Raw genomic sequence first — 19,244 nt, 5'->3', positions numbered from 1 at the left:
AATCTCCCGCCGCATATTTTAGCAAGGATATTGAAAAAACGTCGGATACAGTATATTTTATCCGTAAATTATTTGTTTCTAAACAAAACGCGGGGTTCGGCATGATAAAACTGTATGAAGGCGGCGCATATCTTTTTGACGGAATAAAAATACTTTCGGAAAAGGAAGCCGCGGGAGAACTTTCCATAAGACGCATAACAAAAGACGAAGCGAAAAAAGGCACGATCGCTTATTCCATCCTAAAAGCACACAATCATTCCGGCAATATGAGCGACATGCAGCTCAAATTTGACGCTATGGCTTCCCACGACATAACCTTTGTAGGAATTATCCAGACGGCTATGGCCTCCGGTATGAAGGAATTTCCGGTTCCCTACGTACTGACAAACTGCCATAATTCCCTTTGCGCCGTAGGCGGAACTATAAATGAAGACGATCATATGTTCGGTCTTTCCGCATGCAAAAAATTCGGCGGAATATTTGTTCCCCCGCACATAGCGGTTATACATCAATATATGAGAGAAGCCATGGCCGGCTGCTCAAAAATGATCCTGGCTTCGGACAGCCACACCCGCTACGGAGCTCTTGGAACCATGGCGGTAGGAGAAGGCGGAGGAGAACTTGTAAAACAGCTTTTACAAGACACATACGACATAGCTTATCCTGAAATTGTGGGAGTTTACCTTGAAGGAAGCCCCAGCCCTGCCGTGGGACCGCAAGACATAGCGCTGGCCATTATAGGAAAGGTATTTAAAAACGGCTACGTAAAGAATAAGGTAATGGAATTCGTCGGACCGGGAATCGCTTCGATGTCTGCAGATTATAGAAACGGAATAGACGTTATGACCACGGAAACCACATGCTGGTCGTCCATATGGAAAACCGATGAGGAAATAAAAAATTACCTTGGAACGCACGGCCGTGAAAGCGAGTACAAGGAACTCAACCCTTCCGCAGCAGCCTATTACGACGGAATGATCCGCGTAAATTTGTCCGAAATCAGGCCGATGATAGCCCTTCCGTTCCATCCGAGCAACGTTTATTCGATAAAGGACTTTATAGCGAACGCAGGCGACATATTGCGCACGATAGAAAAAGACGCCGAAACAAAATTCGAAGGCAGGGTAAAACCGGACCTTACCGGCAAACTTAAAAACGGCAAATTTCACGTTCAGCAAGGAATAATCGCAGGCTGCGCAGGAGGAAACTATACGAACGTCATTCAGGCGGCGCACATTCTTAAAGACAAAAACTGCGGCGACGGAGAATTCTCTCTTTCCGTTTATCCTTCGTCGCAGCCGGTCTATTTTGAACTTGTAAAAAACGGAGCTCTATCGTACCTCATACAGGCGGGAGTCACCGTAAAAACCGCCTACTGCGGCCCTTGCTTCGGCGCCGGCGACACTCCCGCAAACGAAGCCTTCAGCATACGTCACACGACACGGAATTTTCCGAACCGCGAAGGCTCAAAGCCGGGCAACGGACAGATTTCTTCGGTGGCGCTGATGGACGCGCGCTCAATTGCGGCTACGGCGGTCAACAAAGGAATTTTAACTTCCGCTGAAGATATTGCAGGTCTTTCTGAAGCAAAAGAGTATGCCGAATATCATTTTAACGAAAACATATACAAAAACAGGGTTTATCACGGATTCAAAAAGGCGGCCCCTTCGGAAACCCTAGTCTACGGTCCGAACATAAAACCGTGGCCCGAACAGAAAGCTCTCTTTCCGAACATACTTTTAAAAGTATGCGCAAAGATAATGGACGCCGTCACTACTACGGACGAACTGATCCCTTCGGGGGAAACTTCGTCGTACCGCTCAAATCCGATCGGGCTTGCGGAATTTACACTGTCGCGGCGCGATCCTGAGTACGTGGGCAGGGCGAAGGCCGTGTTTGCCGAAGAAAAAGAACGCTCCGATAACGCGGCGGCTTTTTCCGAAACAACGACTGCGAAAGAGCTTTTAAAACTGATCAATTCCGTTCCGGGCTGTGCCGGCATAGATTTTAATTCCATAGAAATCGGTTCCGTAATTTACGCCGTAAAACCCGGCGACGGTTCCGCGCGTGAACAGGCGGCAAGCTGCCAAAGAGTCTTGGGAGGACTGGCAAACATTGCGCGCGAATACGCTACAAAGCGATATCGTTCAAACGTCATAAACTGGGGAATGCTGCCGTTTCTTATGGAAGGGGAACCGGATTTTGAAAACAGTTCGTACATCTTTGTTCCTGAAATTCTAAAAGCTCTTGACGGCGACATGAAGCACATTAAGGCGTACGTTCTTCCTCCTTTGGAAAAAAACGGAGAACCCGGAAAAATAAAACAGATAGAATTTCACATAGCGGAACTTACGGAATCCGAAAAACGGATAATAAAAGACGGCTGTCTGATCAACTTCAACAGGAACAGAATAAGCTGATTCGGCATAAATCGCGTAAACTTTAACTCGAAGCTTAGTGCGACAAGGCCGGCCACAAAAATCAACAACCTCGCCGCAGATTCGCATCAAAGCTTAAAGTGGCGTCAACGTATTGAACTCTCCGCAAAATAAAAGAGAAACGCGAAAAGCTATAGAACCTTCTTTATAAGCTCGACGGTTTTTTTTGCAGTTTCAGACCATTGAAAGCGGCGCGTCCAATCTATGCCGCAGGCTATGAGCTTTTCCCGGCTGTCGCGGTCGCTTACGATCAGTTCGATAGCGGATGAAAACTGTTCCATATTGTCAGGATCGAAAAACACGGCGTTGCCGCCGGTAACCTCGCGCAGGGCGCCGCTGTCGGCGCAGGCGACGGGAATTCCAGTCGCCATAGCTTCTATCACAGGCAAGCCCACGCCTTCATTTACTGAAGGAAATATGCATGCGTCAGCCCCGGAATAAAGATCGGGGAATCCATCCGGAGGAAAATAGCCAGTCAAAAATATGTCGGAAACGGCGGAAGATTTTGCGCTTTCCTTTTGAATTTCCGAAGTGAAAACGTCGTTCCCGCCCGTCAACACAAGGCGATGAGGAGAATGTGTTTTTTCTTTAAACAAAGTAAACGCGCGGATCAATTCGATATGCTTTTTTTGAGGGCCGCTCATGCGCGTAGCGTAAATAAGATACGGACGCTTGATTGCAAAAGGCTTTATCGTCACCGTGTCGCGGTCTTCAAGCGGATGCGGATAGAAATTGCTATGATTGATCCCGTTGTAAATAACTTCGATCTTTGAAGCGTCTATGCCCAAATTTTTAAGATCGTTGCTGATAAATTGACTTGAAGCGATGATTTTCGCGGAATTTTTAAGTCCCCCTAGGATTTGCTTACGGTACAAAAAATTCTTTTTAGCAGCGGAAAGACAGTCGTTCACGATCGCTATCCCGGGCACTTTAAATGAAAGCGGAATCATGTGAGCCGCAGCGGTATATAAAACGGCGTCGTATCCTCTTTTTATGGAAAACCGATTCGCCATAAAAAAATGCCACAGCCTCTGAGCTACGATATTGTCCATTACGGACACGGAATTATAACCTATCTGTTTTGAAGAAGAATACGTATATCTGTCGATCGGAGCGCCGAAAAGTTCATACTCTATGTCCTCAGCTTCAGGCAAATATGCGGTAAGCGACAAAAGATAAGAACCCAAGCCCGAACGCCCGTGCTCGCAACCGAAAGTATCAATTCCGATCTTCATAGTTTTATCATTATAGCATTTCGGGCATATTTGCGCTATAGTAAAAAAATGAATGAAGGATCCGGATTTTTACAGCTCGGCATAAACAAGTCTATTATCGAAAAACTTAAACTTCTTTCAATATATGAACCGACGGCGGTGCAGACACAGGTGATTCCCGCAGTTATGGAAGGCTGCCACGTGACATTCCGGTCGGAAACGGGAACGGGAAAGACATTTTCATACCTTTTGCCGCTGATACAGAAACTTGAAGACGAAGCGAAAGGCGGTCAAAAAGAAATCGACGATCCCGCCGCAGATTCAAAGCAAAACTCCAAACGGCAGAGCACTGCTTACAGCACAGGTATTGAACCTTCCGCACGGATAAGAATGATAGTTGCGGCTCCTACTTACGAACTTGCTTCGCAGATAAGGGGCGCTGTTCAGAGCGTAAGCGGCCTAAAGACCGCCTTGTTCATAGGGGGCGCGCCGATACGGCGCCAAATTGAAACGCTTAAAGAAAGGCCCGTCATTGCAGTGGGAAACCCGGCGCGCCTTTTAGAGCTTATCCGTTTGAAAAAGCTTAAACCGGACGGGATAAGGGCGATAGTCTTTGATGAAGCGGACCGCCTGACGTCAAAAGAACTGCGGGAAGAAAGCACGGGGCTTTTATCGCTCATGCCTAAAAACGTTCAGTTTATAGCATGTTCGGCGACGATCACGGAAGCGACAAAAAAGATATTAATGGGTTCTTCGGAAAACAACGGCGAAAACGATAAAAAAGTTAAAACCTTTTTTCTGCCTGCCGAAGATATTCTGCGCGGCAGAATCACGCATCTGGCGATCTTTGCGGAGTCAAGGGATAAGATCGACGTGCTCCGCCGCTTTTTAAACACACAATCGACACGAGCGGCACGAGATGCACAAACGGCAAAAGCCAAAAAAACGGGCCAAACAGACCGAGCGTCCCAAACGGATCAATTGTCCCCGCCGCCCCAAGCGACTCAACCGCCTGAAAAAATTCTTATCTTTACTTCCCGCGCCGATCAGGTAGAAAATATCGTCGCAAAGCTCAACTTTAAAAAGATAGACTGCATGGGGCTCTATTCAAAGGCGGACAAAAAAAGTCGAAGAGCCGCAATTGACCGGTTCAGAAACGGCAAGTGCAAAATTCTCGTCACGAGCGACCTGGCCGCAAGGGGACTCGACATCAGCGGAATAACCCACGTCGTACAGATGGACATGCCCTCTAACGACGATTTTTTTATTCACAGGGCCGGCCGCACGGCGAGAGCCGGCAAAACCGGCATAAACGTAGTCATAGGCGACGAATACGAAATGGATCTGTTCTCCCGGCTCGAAAAGCGCCTTAAGATAACCGTATATCCCAAGGAATTACGGGAAGGAAAGCTGGTATCGCCGTAAAGCTGATGGGGAGAGCGCACTGCCGTTTGAACTGTAACTTTGCGCTCGTTTCAAGGCGCTGCGTCCGCCCCTAAAGTTATCGGACTGCGCCCCGGCACAACCGCCGTCGGCCGGTCGACGGCAGGCCGGAAAGCTCCTCAAAAACCTCTTTTATATACGTGCCGAAAATGATATAATTCGGCGATAGTTAGGAAGACGAGGTCGCAGTGTTTTTAAAGAATCTTGAAATATTCGGTTTTAAATCTTTTGCCGACAGAATACACATCGATTTTGCCGAAGGCATTACGGCTCTTTTAGGGCCCAACGGCTGCGGAAAAAGCAATGTCGTAGACGCCATAAAGTGGGTTCTGGCCGAAAACAAGTCGAAAAGCCTTCGCGCGGCAAAGATGGAAGACGTAATTTTTAACGGCACGGAACGCCGCCCTCCTCTTAACATCGCGGAAGTCACCCTTACGATAATGAATGAAAACTCTCTTCTTCCGCTCGAAGTACCCGAAATAGCGATAAAACGGCGTATTTACAGATCAGGCGAAAACGAATACTACATAAACAACAGTCAGGTCGGTCCTTCGGAAATAAAAAAACTGTTTATGGATACAGGAATAGGAAAAGCGGCCTATTCCGTGATGGAACAGGGAAAGATAGACCAAATCTTGTCCAGCAAACCCGAAGACCGCCGTTACCTTTTTGAAGAAGCGGCGGGAATAAGCCGCAGCAAGGCCGAATGCGCTGAAGCGGAACGCGAACTTGAGCGGACAAGAATAAACCTTCAGCAGACGGAAATTTCACTTGCGGAAATAAAACGCTCCTACGACACTCTCAAAACACAGTCCGAAAAAACGATCCGCTACCGCAAGATAAAAGAAGAAATTTTTAACAACGAACTTGACATACAGCTGCTCAAATTAAAGGGCTTTATACAGGATAAGAGCCGAAGCGAGCGCGATCTGGAAGCTACGGAAGAAAAACGCAATGCGGTGCGGGCTGAAATAGAAGAAATAAACAACACTCTTTCTGAAAACATGGACAAGGTTAAAGCCATGCAGGAAGAAGTTTATGAAAAACAGGCGGGTTTGATCGGTATTCAAAAAGAAAAGAACGGCAAACTTGATCTTGCAAAGCAGTTTAACGAGCGTTCCGGCGAAATCAAAGAAAAAATCGCACAGTTGGAAGCGCACGAAAAAGCCGTACAGACCAGAATAGACGATCTTAACGATGAAATAGACGAAAGAAGCGCCGGTTTGCACGAAAAAGACGGCCAATTAAGCGGTATTTCAAAAAACATTAAATCTTTCGAACAAAACATAGCACAAGCGGCAAGCCTTATAACGGAAAACGACAAAGCAGCCGCCGAATGTGAAAAAAAGATCGCTGAACTTGAAAAAATACATTCTACGCTTAGGGGCGAATTGGGAGCGATAACGGAAGATATCGTAACTCAGCTGGATTCCAAATTAAAAGAAGCGGGAATTTCATCAGCGGCTGTAAACAAGGCCAAAGACGACCTGCGCGATATTATTGAAAAACTTAAAATATTTTTGTCCGGCCGCAAAAATATTTTTGCAGACATCGCCTCTTCAAACACGGTGGCCGCGCATAGCACCCAAACTGTTGCGGCGGAACGCCAAGCGGGGCAAGGATTCGCTGAAAAAAACAATCTTGCGGCAAAGGAAGCTGAGGAAGCTTTCGCCGAAGCCGAAAAGATGCTTTTACAGCTTGAAGGCGCCGTAAACGGCTACATAACGGCTACGCCGCAATTTTTGGAAGAATTTCTTTCGCCCGAAGGCATAATAACGCAAAAGCGCAAAATCGATGAAAAAATTAGGAATAACGAAGAAGATTCCGACAAAAACAAAAAACGAATAGCTTCTCTTGAATCTGAAAATTCCGGGCTTGCGAAAAAAATAGACGAATACAAGGAAACGTTGCAAAAACTTCGCATAAATGAAGCGCAAATGCAGGCTGAAATAACGGCGGCGAAGCAGCAAATAGAACTTTTACGAAAAAATCTTGTTTCCGAACAGAATACTCTTCGCAGCAACGAAGAAGAACTTTATACCGAGCAAAAACGCGATAAAGAAGTCAACGAACAAATATTAAGCATAGAACAGGAACTTGCAGAAATAGAAAACAGGGGCAAAAGACTTGCCGAAGAACTTAAAGAACTGGACAAAAAAATAATCGAGGGCAACAGCAATGTTTCGGGCAAACAGGAAAAACTAAAGAAAAAACAGGAAGAGCAGAATAAGTTTCAGGAACGATACGAACATTTGTCGGTTTCGCTCAGTTCCCTCGATACGGAGATTCGCAACATAAAGCAAAATTTTTCGGATACTCATTCGCGCGATCTTATGGAATTTGAAGAGAGGATGTACACTCTGACCGCTCCCGCAGCCGTTTTGCGCGAAAAACTCAACGAAGCGAAAGAAGTCTTAAAAGAACTGGGACAGGTAAATCTTATGGCTCCCGAAGAGTTCGGCGAAGTAAAAGAACGTTACGAGCGTCAGCAAACTCACTATGACGACACGAAAACGAGTCTTGAAAATCTTGAACGCGTTTCCGAAGAAATAAAAGTAAAATCCACGGAAATGTTTTTGGACACCTACAATAAAATAAAAAAGAATTTTCATAACATGTTCAGACGGCTGTTTAACGGAGGCCGCGCGGAATTAAGACTCGAAGATCCTCAAAACGTTCTTACAAGCGGCATCGAAATTTTTGCGCAGCCGCCGGGTAAAAAACTTGAAAGCATAGTTTTGCTTTCCGGCGGAGAAAAAACCATGACGGCCGTCGCTCTGCTTTTTGCCACCTACCAAGTGCGCCCGTCGCCGTTTTGTCTCCTTGACGAAATAGACGCCGCTCTCGACGACAATAACGTTTCAAGCTTTATAACTTCCTTACGCGCCTTTGCAAACGTAAGTCAATACATAATCATAACGCACAATAAAAAGACAGTTTTAGGCGCAAATACCATGCTGGGCGTTACGATGGAAGAATCCGGCGTAAGCAAAGTAATAGCTTTGAGGCTGGATGAAGATATAAAGTCAGCACAAAAGGAAGAAGAATTCGACGCAAATTTTGTAGAAGAAGACGTCGCTCCTGAAGAAGGCGTTTATATTCCGCCGCGCCCGCCCAAGCGCATTTACAATGCCGACGGCACTATAACCGATCCGGTAAAAAAGAATCGGGAGAAAGCCCCGTCGTCGGCTCGTACCGCTGATAAAAATGCCGAAGCAGTTCCGGAAAAAGAAAAAAACCTTGGCGCTTCTGCAGAGACAGATGCAGAAGAAAATGTCTCTTTAAAAAATATTGGCGAAGATGGTTCAAATGATTGATTTTATATCCGAAAAAATAAACGATTTTGCCGAATTTGTCGGATCGAAAAAATACGTCGCTCTTTCTACCATAATTTTGATATTCCTTTCGCTATGCGCCCTGATCGTCTTTGTCGTATACCTTTTTTCAACAGGAACAAAAAGTTCCCCGCCCCAAGCGCTTCCGATAACGCAGGATTTCGAAGGCGATCAGCCGCTTTTGCCACCTGAAGGACCTGAAATTTCCGACAGTTACGTTCTTTCCCGCCAGCCCAATCCTTTTTGGACGGACAAAGAAGAAAAACTCTGGTTTACAAACCCCGATGCGGAAAGTCTTGAGGATCTAAAAAAGGCCGACGACGGCATGGTAAACGATATTTTGGGAGCCGCGCCGTGAAAAGCCGTGTAAAACACTCCATAAAAAGTTTTTTATTTTTTACAATATCGGTATTGTCGGCCGGCCTTTTATCAGTCTCGTGCGTTTCAACTTCAAACGCTTCGGACATAGATTCGGCGGCGGCTCCGGTCGAAGCTCAAGACTTAGCTAATCCGCCGGCAAAACAGGAAGCAGAAGAAGCGGCGCTTGTAACGCGGCAGGAGCGATCTTCTGAAGAACAGGCCGCCCAAGCCGAAAAAGCACTCGAGTCACAGCCGACGACAAATCAGGCTGCCGAACCGGCGGACTCGGACGGTCCACCAATAATAGAAGAAAACTCCCGCGTCATAGTCACAGAGGACGCGGAGGAAGCGCAGAAAGCATCCGAATCACAACCCGCCGAAGAAAGAGACGCTATAGAAGAACCTGTGATATACGATCTTCCTTTAGATGAAGCACAGAGAATTCCATCCGATACCGAAACGGAAGCGATTCTTGAAATACCTGTCCTTGAAGAATTGGTCGAAGCGGATTTCCCCGAACGAAATTCGGCAGCTCCGGCTGCGTCCCAAACAACTTCCGGAGGCACGGAGGCACAAAACGAAATACAGGCTTCAGATTCCGCGCAAACACCGACGGCAGCGATCTCTCCGCGGGAGACTGTGACTGCGCCCTCGCAGCGAGAGGCGATGACGGCGCAAAATATTCCTGAAGTACAGGACGACGCGTCGGGGCCGTCGGCAGCGGAAAAAGATCTTTTGCCTTTTGCCGGCCAAATGACGGCCGCCCTGGAGGACTCACCTTTAGCAGACAAAGCTCCGCCGATATCTTCGGCCCTGTCAGCGGTTCCGCCCGTTCCTTCCCGTTCCGTTTCCATAAAACGGAATCAATATTTGGACATAGAATATCCGGGCAGCGGATGGGTCTTCATGGGCGGCACGGAAAAAGAAAACAAGATGACGTTTTTCGGTAAAAGAATTTCATCGGAAAATACGGTCTTTATTCTCCGCTCAAGGTTTCCGGGCACAACTCTTTTGCATTTTTATAAAAACGATCTTCTTGCAGGAAACTACATAGACGATTATCTTGAAGTGATCATAGAAAACGAAACGGCGGAATCGCTTCAAACGCATGTAAAGGCGCCGTCCTATGCCGACATGGTTCCGCCCGAACCGGACAGAACTTTATTGGAAGAAAAACAAACAACGGCGGATCGGGAGACGGAGAATCCGGCAAAAGCGGATTTTGCCCAAACCGGGACAACAGAAAATCCCAATGCGGCAAGCTCTGCCCTGTCCGGAACAAGGCAAACTCGTCCGCAATCCGCGCTTAAATCCGACTCTGTTCAAACGGCCGCAGCGACGCAGGCAGCTCCAACATCAATAAACGCGGAAAATCCCGGCTCGAGCGCAGGAAGAACCGTCGTACAGGCAACGGGAAGCGACGGCCGCTCATATCAGGTTCAAGAAGCTCAGAATGAAGAAAATTCGGCGACCGATAATATGACTGCCGCATCCGGCCGAAACCAAACCGTAGAATCCGAAAACACGGCCGTTATCATCAATCAAAATCAGAACGCCGAAGTTTCGGAAGCTAACGACATGACTTCGTCCGATATTCTAAAAAACGCACAAGAGGCGTATGACAAAGGGCTCTACGAAAAATCTCTTTCGCTTTTGACGGATTTTTTCGAAAAATCTCAAACGGACGTCGACAAGGCCCTGTATCTTCAAGGACAAAATTTTGAAGCTGAATCTCCGATTAAGAATATAAAAAACGCCATAGATTCGTACGACACGATCGTTAAAAATTTTCGGCAAAGCCCCCTGTGGCGGAGCGCAAGAGAACGCAGCATATATTTAAAACGATTTTATATAGACATAAGATAATTTCGCTCTTTTTTTATAAAATAAAATTTTCGCGGGGTACAAGAGGTATAAAATGAAAAATAAGATAAAAAATTCGGCCGTGATCTTTGCGATACTCATAGCGGCAATCTTTACGTCGTCATGCGCAACCGAACGGTTCGGACGTGAAATGCGTACCGTCTCCGTCATAGGCACCGGCGTTGTCTCGATAAAGCCCGATCAGGCTACGATCGTAATGTCCGTCCGCACGTCTAATGCGGATTTACAAACGGCAGTACAGGACAATGCAAAAAAGATGAATTCGGTTCAACAGGCTGTCTTGTCAGTAGGTCTTTCAAAAGACGATATTTCCACGCAAAATTACAATATCCATCGGGAATACACGTGGGAAAACAACCGCCAGATATTCGGCAACTATAGGGTTTCAAATGAAATTCTTGTGACGGTCAGCGACATAGAAAAAGCCGGAACTCTAATCGACACGGCGGTAAAGGCCGGAGCGAACGAATTTTCTTCTTTGAACTTCGGCGTAAGCGATACGACAGGAGCCGTAGAACAGGCCAGAATTCTCGCAATGGAAAAGGCGGAAAAAGCGGCTAAAATTCTTGCAACCACGGGAGGAGCAAGCATAGGAAAAATAGTTTCCATTCAGGAAGATTATGTGCCGTACAACGATTCCGCAAGGATGCTAAACGACGGCATGCTTATGTCCGCAAAGGCCGCCGGCCCTACGCCTATTAACGCAGGCAATACCGACATAAGCGTAACCGTACACGTAACCTACGCCTTGCAATAAAAACAATGGACGGATAAAATAATCGCTATGTTGGATTACAAATTTATAAAAGACAACCTTGACGCGGTAAAGAAAAATATTCAAAACCGCAATATGACGGCCGATGCGGACACAGTAGTCGATCTTTATGATAAACGCACCGCTTTGGTAACCGAAAAACAGAATTTGCAGCAAAAACGCAATGCCAACGCCGAATCGATGAAGGGCAAGCTTGATGGCGAAACGAGGGCAAATCTGATCGCGGAAGGCAAGGCAATAAAAGAAAAGATTGCAGCGGTAGAAAAATCGCTTGAAGAATGTGAAGAAAAACTCGAAGACGCCGCGCGTAAGATTCCCAACATGTGCAGCCCCGAAGCTCCCGTAGGAAAATTGGACAGCGAAAATCTTGAAGTAAAAAAGGTCGGAAGCCCAAGAAAATTTTCTTTTAAACCGAAGGATCACATAACGCTGGGCGAAGAGCTTGATCTCATAGATTTCGAGCGCGGAACAAAGGTGTCGGGGCCAAAATTCTATTATCTAAAAAACGAAGCCGTTTTTTTAGAACAGGCGCTCATAATGTATGCGCTGAACACCTTACGCAAACACGGCTTTACGCCGTTTATCACCCCGGACATAGCCCGCGAAGAGGTTTTGAAGGGAATAGGCTTTAATCCTAGAGGCAACGAATCCAACGTATATGCGCTTGAGGGCGAAAACACATGCCTTGTAGCCACGGCAGAAATCACGCTCGGCGGCTATCATTCGGACGAGATTCTCGATAAATCGGAACTGCCGCTTTTTTATTGCGGACTTTCGCACTGCTTTAGGCGGGAAGCCGGAGCCGCCGGACAGTTCAGCAAGGGCTTGTACCGCGTGCACCAGTTTGACAAGGTAGAAATGTTCGTCTACTGCCTGCCCGAAGACTCGGATAAAATTCATGAAAAGCTTCGCCTTATCGAAGAAGAAATATTCAGCACGCTGGGCATCCCGTTCCGCGTAGTAGACACATGCACCGGCGATCTGGGGGCGCCCGCGTACCGAAAGTGGGATCTCGAAGCATGGATGCCGGGACGCAACGACGGCGAATACGGTGAAGTTACTTCAACCTCAAACTGTACGGACTACCAAAGCCGACGCCTTAACGTCCGCTATAAGGACGAAGACGGTAAGAATAAATTCGTCCACATGCTGAACGGAACCGCGATAGCGGCGGGCCGCGCCATGCTTGCTATTCTCGAAAACTATCAGAATGAAGACGGCTCCGTCACTGTCCCCGAGGTTTTAGTTCCGTACTGCGCTTTCGACAAAATAGTACCCAAACCTAAAAAAACGGGCGTTAATAAAAACGCATAAAACAACTGCGGAAGGCATATGCAACAGAATAACTATACAAAAGGCGTTTTTTATCTTCTGCTTTTTATCTGTATCATAGCATCCGGAGTAATTTTAAAACTTGCAGCGGCAATAGTTGTGCCCGTAGTCTTTTCAATACTTTTGTCCCTTGTGATGCTGCCGCTCTTACGCAAGTTGCAATCCAAATTTCATATTCCTTGGATCTTTTCCGCCGTGCTCATACTGCTCATTTCCATGGTTTTCATAGCGGCAACGGGAAACTTGCTTATTTCAAGCCTGCGCCGAATTCTTTCGCTTTATCCGCGCTATGAAATACGCCTTAAAACCATATATGAAGTTTTTGCAAAGACATTCCGATTGCCCTTCAACGAAACCTACAGTCTCATGGAAAACCTTTGGGATCAGCTCGGAATAAGAAATGCGATCCAAAGCGCCGTTCTTACGCTTTCAGGCGACCTTATCTCCTTTTCCAAAACTTTTATGATGATAATGCTCCTTATCCTTTTTCTGGTAAGCGAATTGCATTATATGCGGGAAAAAATAAACGTAGCCTTCCCCACCCCTAAGTTGAAAGGTCGCGTCAAACATGTTTTTAACAATATAATCCGCGAAATCACTAATTTTATTTCAATAAAATTCATAATTTCATTTGCCACAGGAGCGCTCGTAGGAACAGGTACGTACTTCGTAGGCTTGGAGTTTCCGGTGGTTTGGGGATTTATAGCCTTTATTTTAAATTTTATTCCGAATTTCGGCTCGATTTTTTCATCCGTACTTACAATATTTTTCGCACTGATACAGTTTTATCCGGCCGTAATGCCTACGGTCATAGTCGCCTGTATTATGATCGTGGTAAACGTTTCGCTCGGTACTATTCTTGAGCCCAGAATAACAGGTTCCAATCTGGGCCTTTCGCCGTTTATAATTCTGGTAAGCCTTTCCATATGGGGAGAAATGTGGGGTTTTGCGGGTTTTTTACTCGCAGTTCCGGTAACGGTCATATTAAAAATAATATGTGAAAACATTTCTTTTTTGCATCCCATAGCGATTTTTTTAGGCAATCATCCGGAAGAAACTAAAAAGCAATTGTCCGCCGTAGACGAAAGCGAACAAACATCACCTGAAACCGAAAGCTCAAATAAATAAAGTCTTCGTATAGATTGATTTTAAGAAAAGCGATAAGAATTTAAACGAATAAGTTTAAATTAATAGGTTTTTCGTAGTCATTTCATAGACAAAACGGATATCTTCTTCCTTCATCGACGTAAAACGGCACACGGCGCACCTTCTTACGCCGTCATCCGCCGAATACACGGTGCGGACAACAAAAAGCGTTTCCACTTCCCGCGCTGCAGCAGGCTTTATATCCACAGGGAATGACAGTATCGCAGAATATTCAATATCTTTTTTAAGCGGAAATTCTTTAGTATCCCCGCCTATGACTATGCACTCATGGTCAACATACAGGGCTTTAAGACTTTCTCTGCGACTCTGGATAGGCTTAAAACCTTCCCGTCTTTCTACAAGGTAGCGGCATACGGGTATCAAATAAATTCCGTTACCCACCTCTTTTTGTTTTTTCGCATCGCCTACAAAGGATTCAAGGTATTTTTTTGCATCTCCGCTCCTGTCGGAAGGAATATCGCTCCAAATAGGTTTTGAAAAGAGTTTATAACCGTCGGCCGAACTGCAAAATATGTGAACGTCTTTTTTATTGTCCGTAAGATAGTGAATATCGGCTTTAAACGTGCTGATTTTGTCTACGGGCACTTCCGTGATCCTGTTTATTTCCGAAGGAATTGCAAGAGCAAGCCCGGAAGAAACGTGCGTCATCTTTGTGATAAAACAGAGTCCCAGCCTGTTAAAATAGAATTCGACGCGAACATCCTTTCCTTCAAAGGAAGACGCCGCCTGCGGAGGATTTTTAAGCAAAATTATTCCCTGATCCAAAACAGTCATTTTTTCAGGCTGGAGAGCAACGGGGAAAACCGCACTGGACGCCGAATGAACGGAAGACAAAGGAAGATCTTCAAGCAAGGTTACCGTTACCGGGACATTTCCATCCTGCAAATATTTCAGAACCAATTCACGTTCAATTCCTGTAAGTTTATTCTGCATTTTCAGCCGTCCGTATGTTTTTTATTTGTATTTGATTTATCTTCCAATCGGAATTCCGATTTAAATATATAAAGACGTCAAGCAAAACATCTTTACCGGTAAAACGAACGGGAACTCCGAAAGTTTCATCTTTTATAAAAGGAGTTCCGTATGTTCTGCCGTCAAAGATATTTTTTTCGGTTTTGAAAAACAGCTTTATATCCGAAAGAAAGAACACCAGAGCGTATTTTTTTTCAGCGTCGATATAAGATTCCTCGCCGCTGCCGTCCAGAAAAGCGTTACAAAACCCGTCAAGAACGGCTTTAGCCTCCTTTGTGAGAGAAGAAGTGTCTAAACTGCCGAACCCTTCTATAAACGGATATACGGTACTTCCCCTTTTCAAAGCGGAAAGCGCATAAGTCTGCGGGGTAATATCCACGCCGCTTTCCACTCCGTCAAGTTTTTCGATATTGCGTTTAAGAGCAATGGGCTCAAGTTCGTTTTCCCAGTCAATTCTACGCTCCGCCATCAGAGACATAAGAGTTTTATCTTTGCCTTCCGATTCGGCGGGAGAGCCTATGTTGGAACAGGCAAAAAAAACGGAGCTTGCAGCAGAAATACAGATTAAAACACATTTCCACATATAAAAAATATACCACAGCCTTCTGAAATAAAAAAGCTGTTTGCGGTCAATTGACGATGGGGAAAAGGTCGGCAGAGCTTCTACGGCAGAAATATCGTCGCAGGCAAAAGGCGGCTCGATAAGGCGGTTTAAAAAAAACAGTTCATGCAATTTTCTAAATCTTGATTTGATTGAATAAACATTTTATAATTAAGTAGTTTGAATGGCGAGATTTGCGCGGTAAAAACGCGGCATTACTTGTAAGTCGCACGTCCGTGTGCGAACAAGCCGCCCTTATAAAAACTCGAAGTTTGGGCTGAATAACAGGAATTTGCAAAATTTTATTGGATTTTATAAATCCTTCTTGTATAATATTAAAGCGGGTTCCGGTTATCTTGTCCGGTACAACAGGGATATCGCAGGAATAAGTTTTTTATGAATGTATACCTATAAAGCAGGAGTACGACGATGCATATACACAACATGATGGAAGAAATTGTGATCGAGCGGATCAATCAGCTGAATGACCGTATCAAAGAAATAAATCCTCCTTGGTTCCGCTGCAGCTGTGAAAATTGCCGCATGGACGCCGTCAGTTATGTTCTGAACAGGATTCCGCCGAAGTACGTCGTATCGGGAAGGGGAGTAGTTCATTCCGCTGAAGTATTTAAAGACGGACAGCTATTGGCGGACATAGACGCCATAGGTATCGAGGGAATCAGAACCGTCAATTCCATACAAAGGCCCGATCACATTCACACAAGAAAAACCGCAAAACACCATAACAGTCCGCTTTTTAACTTTCCTATTTTTACAGGCTGCGTTCTTGACGGGACGACGTTTGAACCGTTAAGCGGAGCTTCCATTAAGCTTATGCGCAACGGCACAACCGTAATAATGAAGGATTCTTCATGGGCAAATCCGTGCAAAACATATCATACCACAAAGGGTGTTTTTTCTTTTTGGTTAAAACCGGAACCTACGGATGCGGCGGGCGTAACGGAGCAATTCGATTTTTCGCTTGAAATTTCCGCAGACGGATATGAAAGTATCAATTACGGATTTACACTGCAGGTAACGAGCGAAGATTCCGAAAAACAGACTTTAAATTCGACATATTCTTATAAAATACGGGATCTTTTTATGTTCAGAACCGGAACTGAAAATCCTATGGAATAAACGCAGCGTTTTGAACCGCCGGCAACAAAAATCTTAAGCGCCGTGATTGACACGTTTAACCGATTTCTATATTATTGATATATTAACGCACGGACGATTAGCTCAGCTGGTACGAGCGTCTGGTTTACACCCAGAATGTCGGCGGTTCGATCCCGTCATCGTCCATTAAAACTTCTTTCGCAAGAAAGAAGTTTTTTTATATGGAGCCGCTATGGACTTAAAAACGATCATGCAGCAGCAAAATTTCGCCGTTCTGGGAAATACCGTCAATCCTGAAAAATACGCATATAAAATAAAACACGGACTTCTTGAAAAAGGTTATACCGCATACGGAGTAAGCAAGGAATTTTCTTCCATAAATGAAATATCAGGCGATATAGACGTCATTGTCTTTTGTATAAATGCGGTTTTAGGGCTCAAACTGATCAAAGAATGCAACAAACAGTTTAAATACGCCGTAGTTCAGCCCGGAGCCGAAAGCGAAGATCTTCTTGAGTATTTAAAAAATTCGAATATCGATTTTATCGAAGGCTGCGTTCTGGTGGGAATGAGCCTTTACCCCAAGCAGTAACGCCGCTTTTGCGTGTCTGTAAAATTCTTTTCAGGGATAAAAACAGGCAGGAAATTCTACAAAAAACTCTCGGCCGATAATTTTTTTATTGCAGCAAGATAAAAATATGTCGGAATGACAGGATTTGAACCTGCGACATTCTGGTCCCAAACCAGACGCGCTACCAACTGCGCTACATTCCGAATACGTTTACAATATATAAAATCATTTGACTTTAGGCAAGCGCGTAAAAACCGCACGTCACGAGCTGTGCAACGGGAAGCGGCGGCAGCTTCACGCAACAGGAAACTCGCATTGAGCATCCTGTTTTCAAAAACCGCCATTCTGTTGCCGCACAAGTCCGCCGCCCTACACACACAATACTGCCAGGTTCGTCCGTTGTCAAAACGCAAGACGGATCCGGCGGCAATAAAAATCAAAATTTAACTAAATCCAAAAAACTCATTCAACCTTTGAACGGGGAATAAGGAGGTTAAGAACAATCCCTATTACGGTTGCAAGAGCTACTCCGCCCAAACTGAACACGAATTCCTTTCCCACGTGGAATTGCAAAATGCCGCCGCCGATCCCTATAACCATAATAACGGAAGAAATCGTGAGATTCCTTTTATCCTTGTAGTCTACGCCGCTTTCAACGATGGTACGAAGCCCGCTGGAAGCGATAAGACCGTACAAAAGCATTGAAATTCCGCCGAGAACCGGTCCGGGTATAGTTTGAATAAAAGCGCCGAATTTTTGACAAAACGAAAGGATAACCGCAATGACGGCGGCTCCGCCTATGACCCAAACGCTGTACACCTTAGTGATCGCCATAACGCCGATATTTTCGCCGTAAGTCGTATTAGGAGGCCCTCCCCACAGCGCGGCCCATGCCGTCGCAAGACCGTCGCCGGTAAGCGTACGGTGAAGTCCCGGGTTTTTGTAAAAATCAATGCCTACAACCTTTGACGTCACAAGCGTATCGCCCAAATGTTCGCAAATAGTCGCAAGTGAAACGATCACAAATGTTACGATCGGAACAAGGGCAAACCGGGGCGCAATCCAAACATAGGAACCGCTTTCATTAAGCTGCAAAAACGGCAAAGCAAACCACCTTGCATCCAACACCATATCGAAATTTATGAGATGATAGGCAGGAAAAATTTGTCCCATGATGAATGTAAACAAATATCCGCCTATGAGGCCGATAAGTATTGAAATGGTATTGAAAAATCCCTTAAGAAAGATCGTAGCGATGACTGCAACCGCAAGGGTCACCATAGCTATGCTTAGGTACACAAGGGAATAATCGTTTGGAGCCCCGGAAGAACCCACATACATGGCTTCCTTTATCGCCGTAGGGGCAAGATTCAGCCCTATAACTATTATTACCGACCCGATGACGACGGGCGGCAAAGCCTTATCCAGCCAATTTTTTCCGGCAAACTTTATTATAAAAGCGATCACGCAATAAAAAAGACCGGCGCATATCGCGCCGCCCATTGCGTACGGAACACCGTACTGATCGCCGATCGCAATTAGCGCCGGTATAAATGCAAACGAAGATCCCAAAAAAGCGGGAACCTTCGCTTTAGTGATTAAGATATAAAGCAGCGTTCCTGTTCCTGCGGTAAACAATGCCGTAGAAGAACTCAAGCCTGTCAAAAGCGGAACGAGTATGGTCGCCCCGAACATTGCAAATACGTGCTGAAAACTCAGCGGAATCCAGCGGATTAGAGGCGGACGGTCGGAAGGACCTAAAATTTCATGTGTTGCCATTTTTATTATCTCCGATTTATAATTTAAAAGCAGTATACCATAACGCAGTATTCTCTTTAAAGTATCTGAGTTCACAATTTATCAAAAAAAAGTTATAGTCGTTTATAGAGAAAGTCAGATTAAATCAGTTTATGAAATGAAAAGAATTTTTTTTAAATTCGCAGGCGGTAAAAACGCCGCGTATGCGGGCGCGATGTTCTTAGCAACTGCAAAAAATTCCGCAAAACAAGGCCGGAACAAACGGGAATTAAAGG

The 19,244-nt window shown here is 45.4% G+C and carries 14 protein-coding genes and 2 tRNA genes; 11 read left to right on the top strand and 5 right to left on the bottom strand.

Annotation, left to right across the window (positions count from 1 at the left end):
* Positions 1-101 precede the first annotated feature (101 nt).
* Positions 102-2,420 (top strand): hydratase, encoded by a 2,319-nt coding sequence (locus tag HRI96_RS03810; RefSeq protein ID WP_210118195.1) that lies wholly within the window; start codon positions 102-104, stop codon positions 2,418-2,420.
* Between the two features lie 149 nt (positions 2,421-2,569).
* On the opposite strand, the gene HRI96_RS03805 is transcribed toward HRI96_RS03810, so the two are convergent.
* On the bottom strand, positions 2,570-3,673 hold the full coding sequence (locus HRI96_RS03805) for a glycosyltransferase family 4 protein (RefSeq protein ID WP_210118194.1): 1,104 nt from the start codon (positions 3,671-3,673) through the stop codon (positions 2,570-2,572).
* Positions 3,674-3,721: 48 nt separating this feature from the next.
* Between HRI96_RS03805 and HRI96_RS03800 the strand changes: the two genes are divergently transcribed.
* The 7 genes from HRI96_RS03800 to HRI96_RS03770 all read left to right on the top strand — a co-directional run bounded on the left by HRI96_RS03800 (position 3,722) and on the right by HRI96_RS03770 (position 13,909).
* Complete coding sequence (locus tag HRI96_RS03800; RefSeq protein ID WP_210118193.1) at positions 3,722-5,077, top strand: DEAD/DEAH box helicase; 1,356 nt, start codon at positions 3,722-3,724, stop codon at positions 5,075-5,077.
* Between the two features lie 206 nt (positions 5,078-5,283).
* Positions 5,284-8,412 (top strand): chromosome segregation SMC family protein, encoded by a 3,129-nt coding sequence (locus HRI96_RS03795; RefSeq protein WP_210118192.1) that lies wholly within the window; start codon positions 5,284-5,286, stop codon positions 8,410-8,412.
* Positions 8,405-8,788 carry a hypothetical protein gene (locus HRI96_RS03790; protein ID WP_210118191.1) on the top strand — a complete coding sequence of 128 codons (384 nt, stop codon included), beginning with the start codon at positions 8,405-8,407 and terminating at the stop codon, positions 8,786-8,788. The genes HRI96_RS03795 and HRI96_RS03790 overlap by 8 nt, the downstream gene beginning before the upstream one ends.
* Positions 8,785-10,656, top strand: a complete 1,872-nt coding sequence (locus HRI96_RS03785) for a LolA-like protein (protein ID WP_210118190.1) — start codon at positions 8,785-8,787, stop codon at positions 10,654-10,656. The genes HRI96_RS03790 and HRI96_RS03785 overlap by 4 nt, the downstream gene beginning before the upstream one ends.
* A 52-nt stretch (positions 10,657-10,708) precedes the next feature.
* The gene (locus HRI96_RS03780; protein WP_210118189.1) at positions 10,709-11,431 is read left to right on the top strand and encodes an SIMPL domain-containing protein; all 723 of its coding nucleotides are present in this window, start codon (positions 10,709-10,711) and stop codon (positions 11,429-11,431) included.
* A gap of 27 nt (positions 11,432-11,458) precedes the next feature.
* Positions 11,459-12,763, top strand: a complete 1,305-nt coding sequence (gene serS / locus HRI96_RS03775; RefSeq protein WP_210118188.1) for a serine--tRNA ligase — start codon at positions 11,459-11,461, stop codon at positions 12,761-12,763.
* An 18-nt stretch (positions 12,764-12,781) separates the two neighbouring features.
* Positions 12,782-13,909 (top strand): AI-2E family transporter, encoded by a 1,128-nt coding sequence (locus tag HRI96_RS03770; protein ID WP_210118187.1) that lies wholly within the window; start codon positions 12,782-12,784, stop codon positions 13,907-13,909.
* A 54-nt stretch (positions 13,910-13,963) separates the two neighbouring features.
* Here the strand turns inward: HRI96_RS03770 and HRI96_RS03765 are convergent, their stop codons facing one another.
* Positions 13,964-14,881 carry a hypothetical protein gene (locus HRI96_RS03765; RefSeq protein ID WP_210118186.1) on the bottom strand — a complete coding sequence of 306 codons (918 nt, stop codon included), beginning with the start codon at positions 14,879-14,881 and terminating at the stop codon, positions 13,964-13,966.
* Complete coding sequence (locus HRI96_RS03760) at positions 14,871-15,503, bottom strand: hypothetical protein (RefSeq protein ID WP_210118185.1); 633 nt, start codon at positions 15,501-15,503, stop codon at positions 14,871-14,873. Before HRI96_RS03760 ends, HRI96_RS03765 begins: the two co-directional genes overlap by 11 nt.
* A 447-nt stretch (positions 15,504-15,950) precedes the next feature.
* On the opposite strand from HRI96_RS03760, the gene HRI96_RS03755 reads away from it, so the two are divergent.
* The 3 genes from HRI96_RS03755 to HRI96_RS03745 all read left to right on the top strand — a co-directional run bounded on the left by HRI96_RS03755 (position 15,951) and on the right by HRI96_RS03745 (position 17,232).
* Complete coding sequence (locus HRI96_RS03755; protein WP_210118184.1) at positions 15,951-16,661, top strand: late competence development ComFB family protein; 711 nt, start codon at positions 15,951-15,953, stop codon at positions 16,659-16,661.
* A gap of 91 nt (positions 16,662-16,752) precedes the next feature.
* A tRNA-Val gene (locus tag HRI96_RS03750) sits at positions 16,753-16,826 on the top strand.
* 46 nt (positions 16,827-16,872) lie between these two features.
* Entirely contained in the window at positions 16,873-17,232 is a 360-nt protein-coding gene (locus tag HRI96_RS03745; RefSeq protein ID WP_210118183.1) for a CoA-binding protein, read from the top strand.
* Positions 17,233-17,341: 109 nt separating this feature from the next.
* Here HRI96_RS03745 and HRI96_RS03740 read toward each other — a convergent pair.
* Positions 17,342-17,414 (bottom strand) — tRNA-Pro (locus HRI96_RS03740).
* Between the two features lie 259 nt (positions 17,415-17,673).
* Positions 17,674-18,990, bottom strand: a complete 1,317-nt coding sequence (locus HRI96_RS03735) for a solute carrier family 23 protein (RefSeq protein ID WP_210118182.1) — start codon at positions 18,988-18,990, stop codon at positions 17,674-17,676.
* Positions 18,991-19,244: the final 254 nt, after the last annotated feature.

The sequence above is a fragment of the Treponema parvum genome (genome assembly GCF_017893945.1).
GTDB lineage: Bacteria > Spirochaetota > Spirochaetia > Treponematales > Treponemataceae > Treponema_D > Treponema_D parvum_A.
This window is presented reverse-complemented; position numbering and strand designations above follow the sequence as displayed.

Coding starts and splice junctions, on each gene's coding strand:
- HRI96_RS03745 (WP_210118183.1), top strand. CDS start 16,873: ATGGACTTAAAAACGATCATGCAGCAGCAAAATTTCGCCGTTCTGGGA.
- HRI96_RS03810 (WP_210118195.1), top strand. CDS start 102: ATGATAAAACTGTATGAAGGCGGCGCATATCTTTTTGACGGAATAAAA.
- serS (WP_210118188.1), top strand. CDS start 11,459: ATGTTGGATTACAAATTTATAAAAGACAACCTTGACGCGGTAAAGAAA.
- HRI96_RS03800 (WP_210118193.1), top strand. CDS start 3,722: ATGAATGAAGGATCCGGATTTTTACAGCTCGGCATAAACAAGTCTATT.
- HRI96_RS03770 (WP_210118187.1), top strand. CDS start 12,782: ATGCAACAGAATAACTATACAAAAGGCGTTTTTTATCTTCTGCTTTTT.
- HRI96_RS03735 (WP_210118182.1), bottom strand. CDS start 18,990: ATGGCAACACATGAAATTTTAGGTCCTTCCGACCGTCCGCCTCTAATC.
- HRI96_RS03790 (WP_210118191.1), top strand. CDS start 8,405: ATGATTGATTTTATATCCGAAAAAATAAACGATTTTGCCGAATTTGTC.
- HRI96_RS03760 (WP_210118185.1), bottom strand. CDS start 15,503: ATGTGGAAATGTGTTTTAATCTGTATTTCTGCTGCAAGCTCCGTTTTT.
- HRI96_RS03805 (WP_210118194.1), bottom strand. CDS start 3,673: ATGAAGATCGGAATTGATACTTTCGGTTGCGAGCACGGGCGTTCGGGC.
- HRI96_RS03755 (WP_210118184.1), top strand. CDS start 15,951: ATGCATATACACAACATGATGGAAGAAATTGTGATCGAGCGGATCAAT.
- HRI96_RS03780 (WP_210118189.1), top strand. CDS start 10,709: ATGAAAAATAAGATAAAAAATTCGGCCGTGATCTTTGCGATACTCATA.
- HRI96_RS03765 (WP_210118186.1), bottom strand. CDS start 14,881: ATGCAGAATAAACTTACAGGAATTGAACGTGAATTGGTTCTGAAATAT.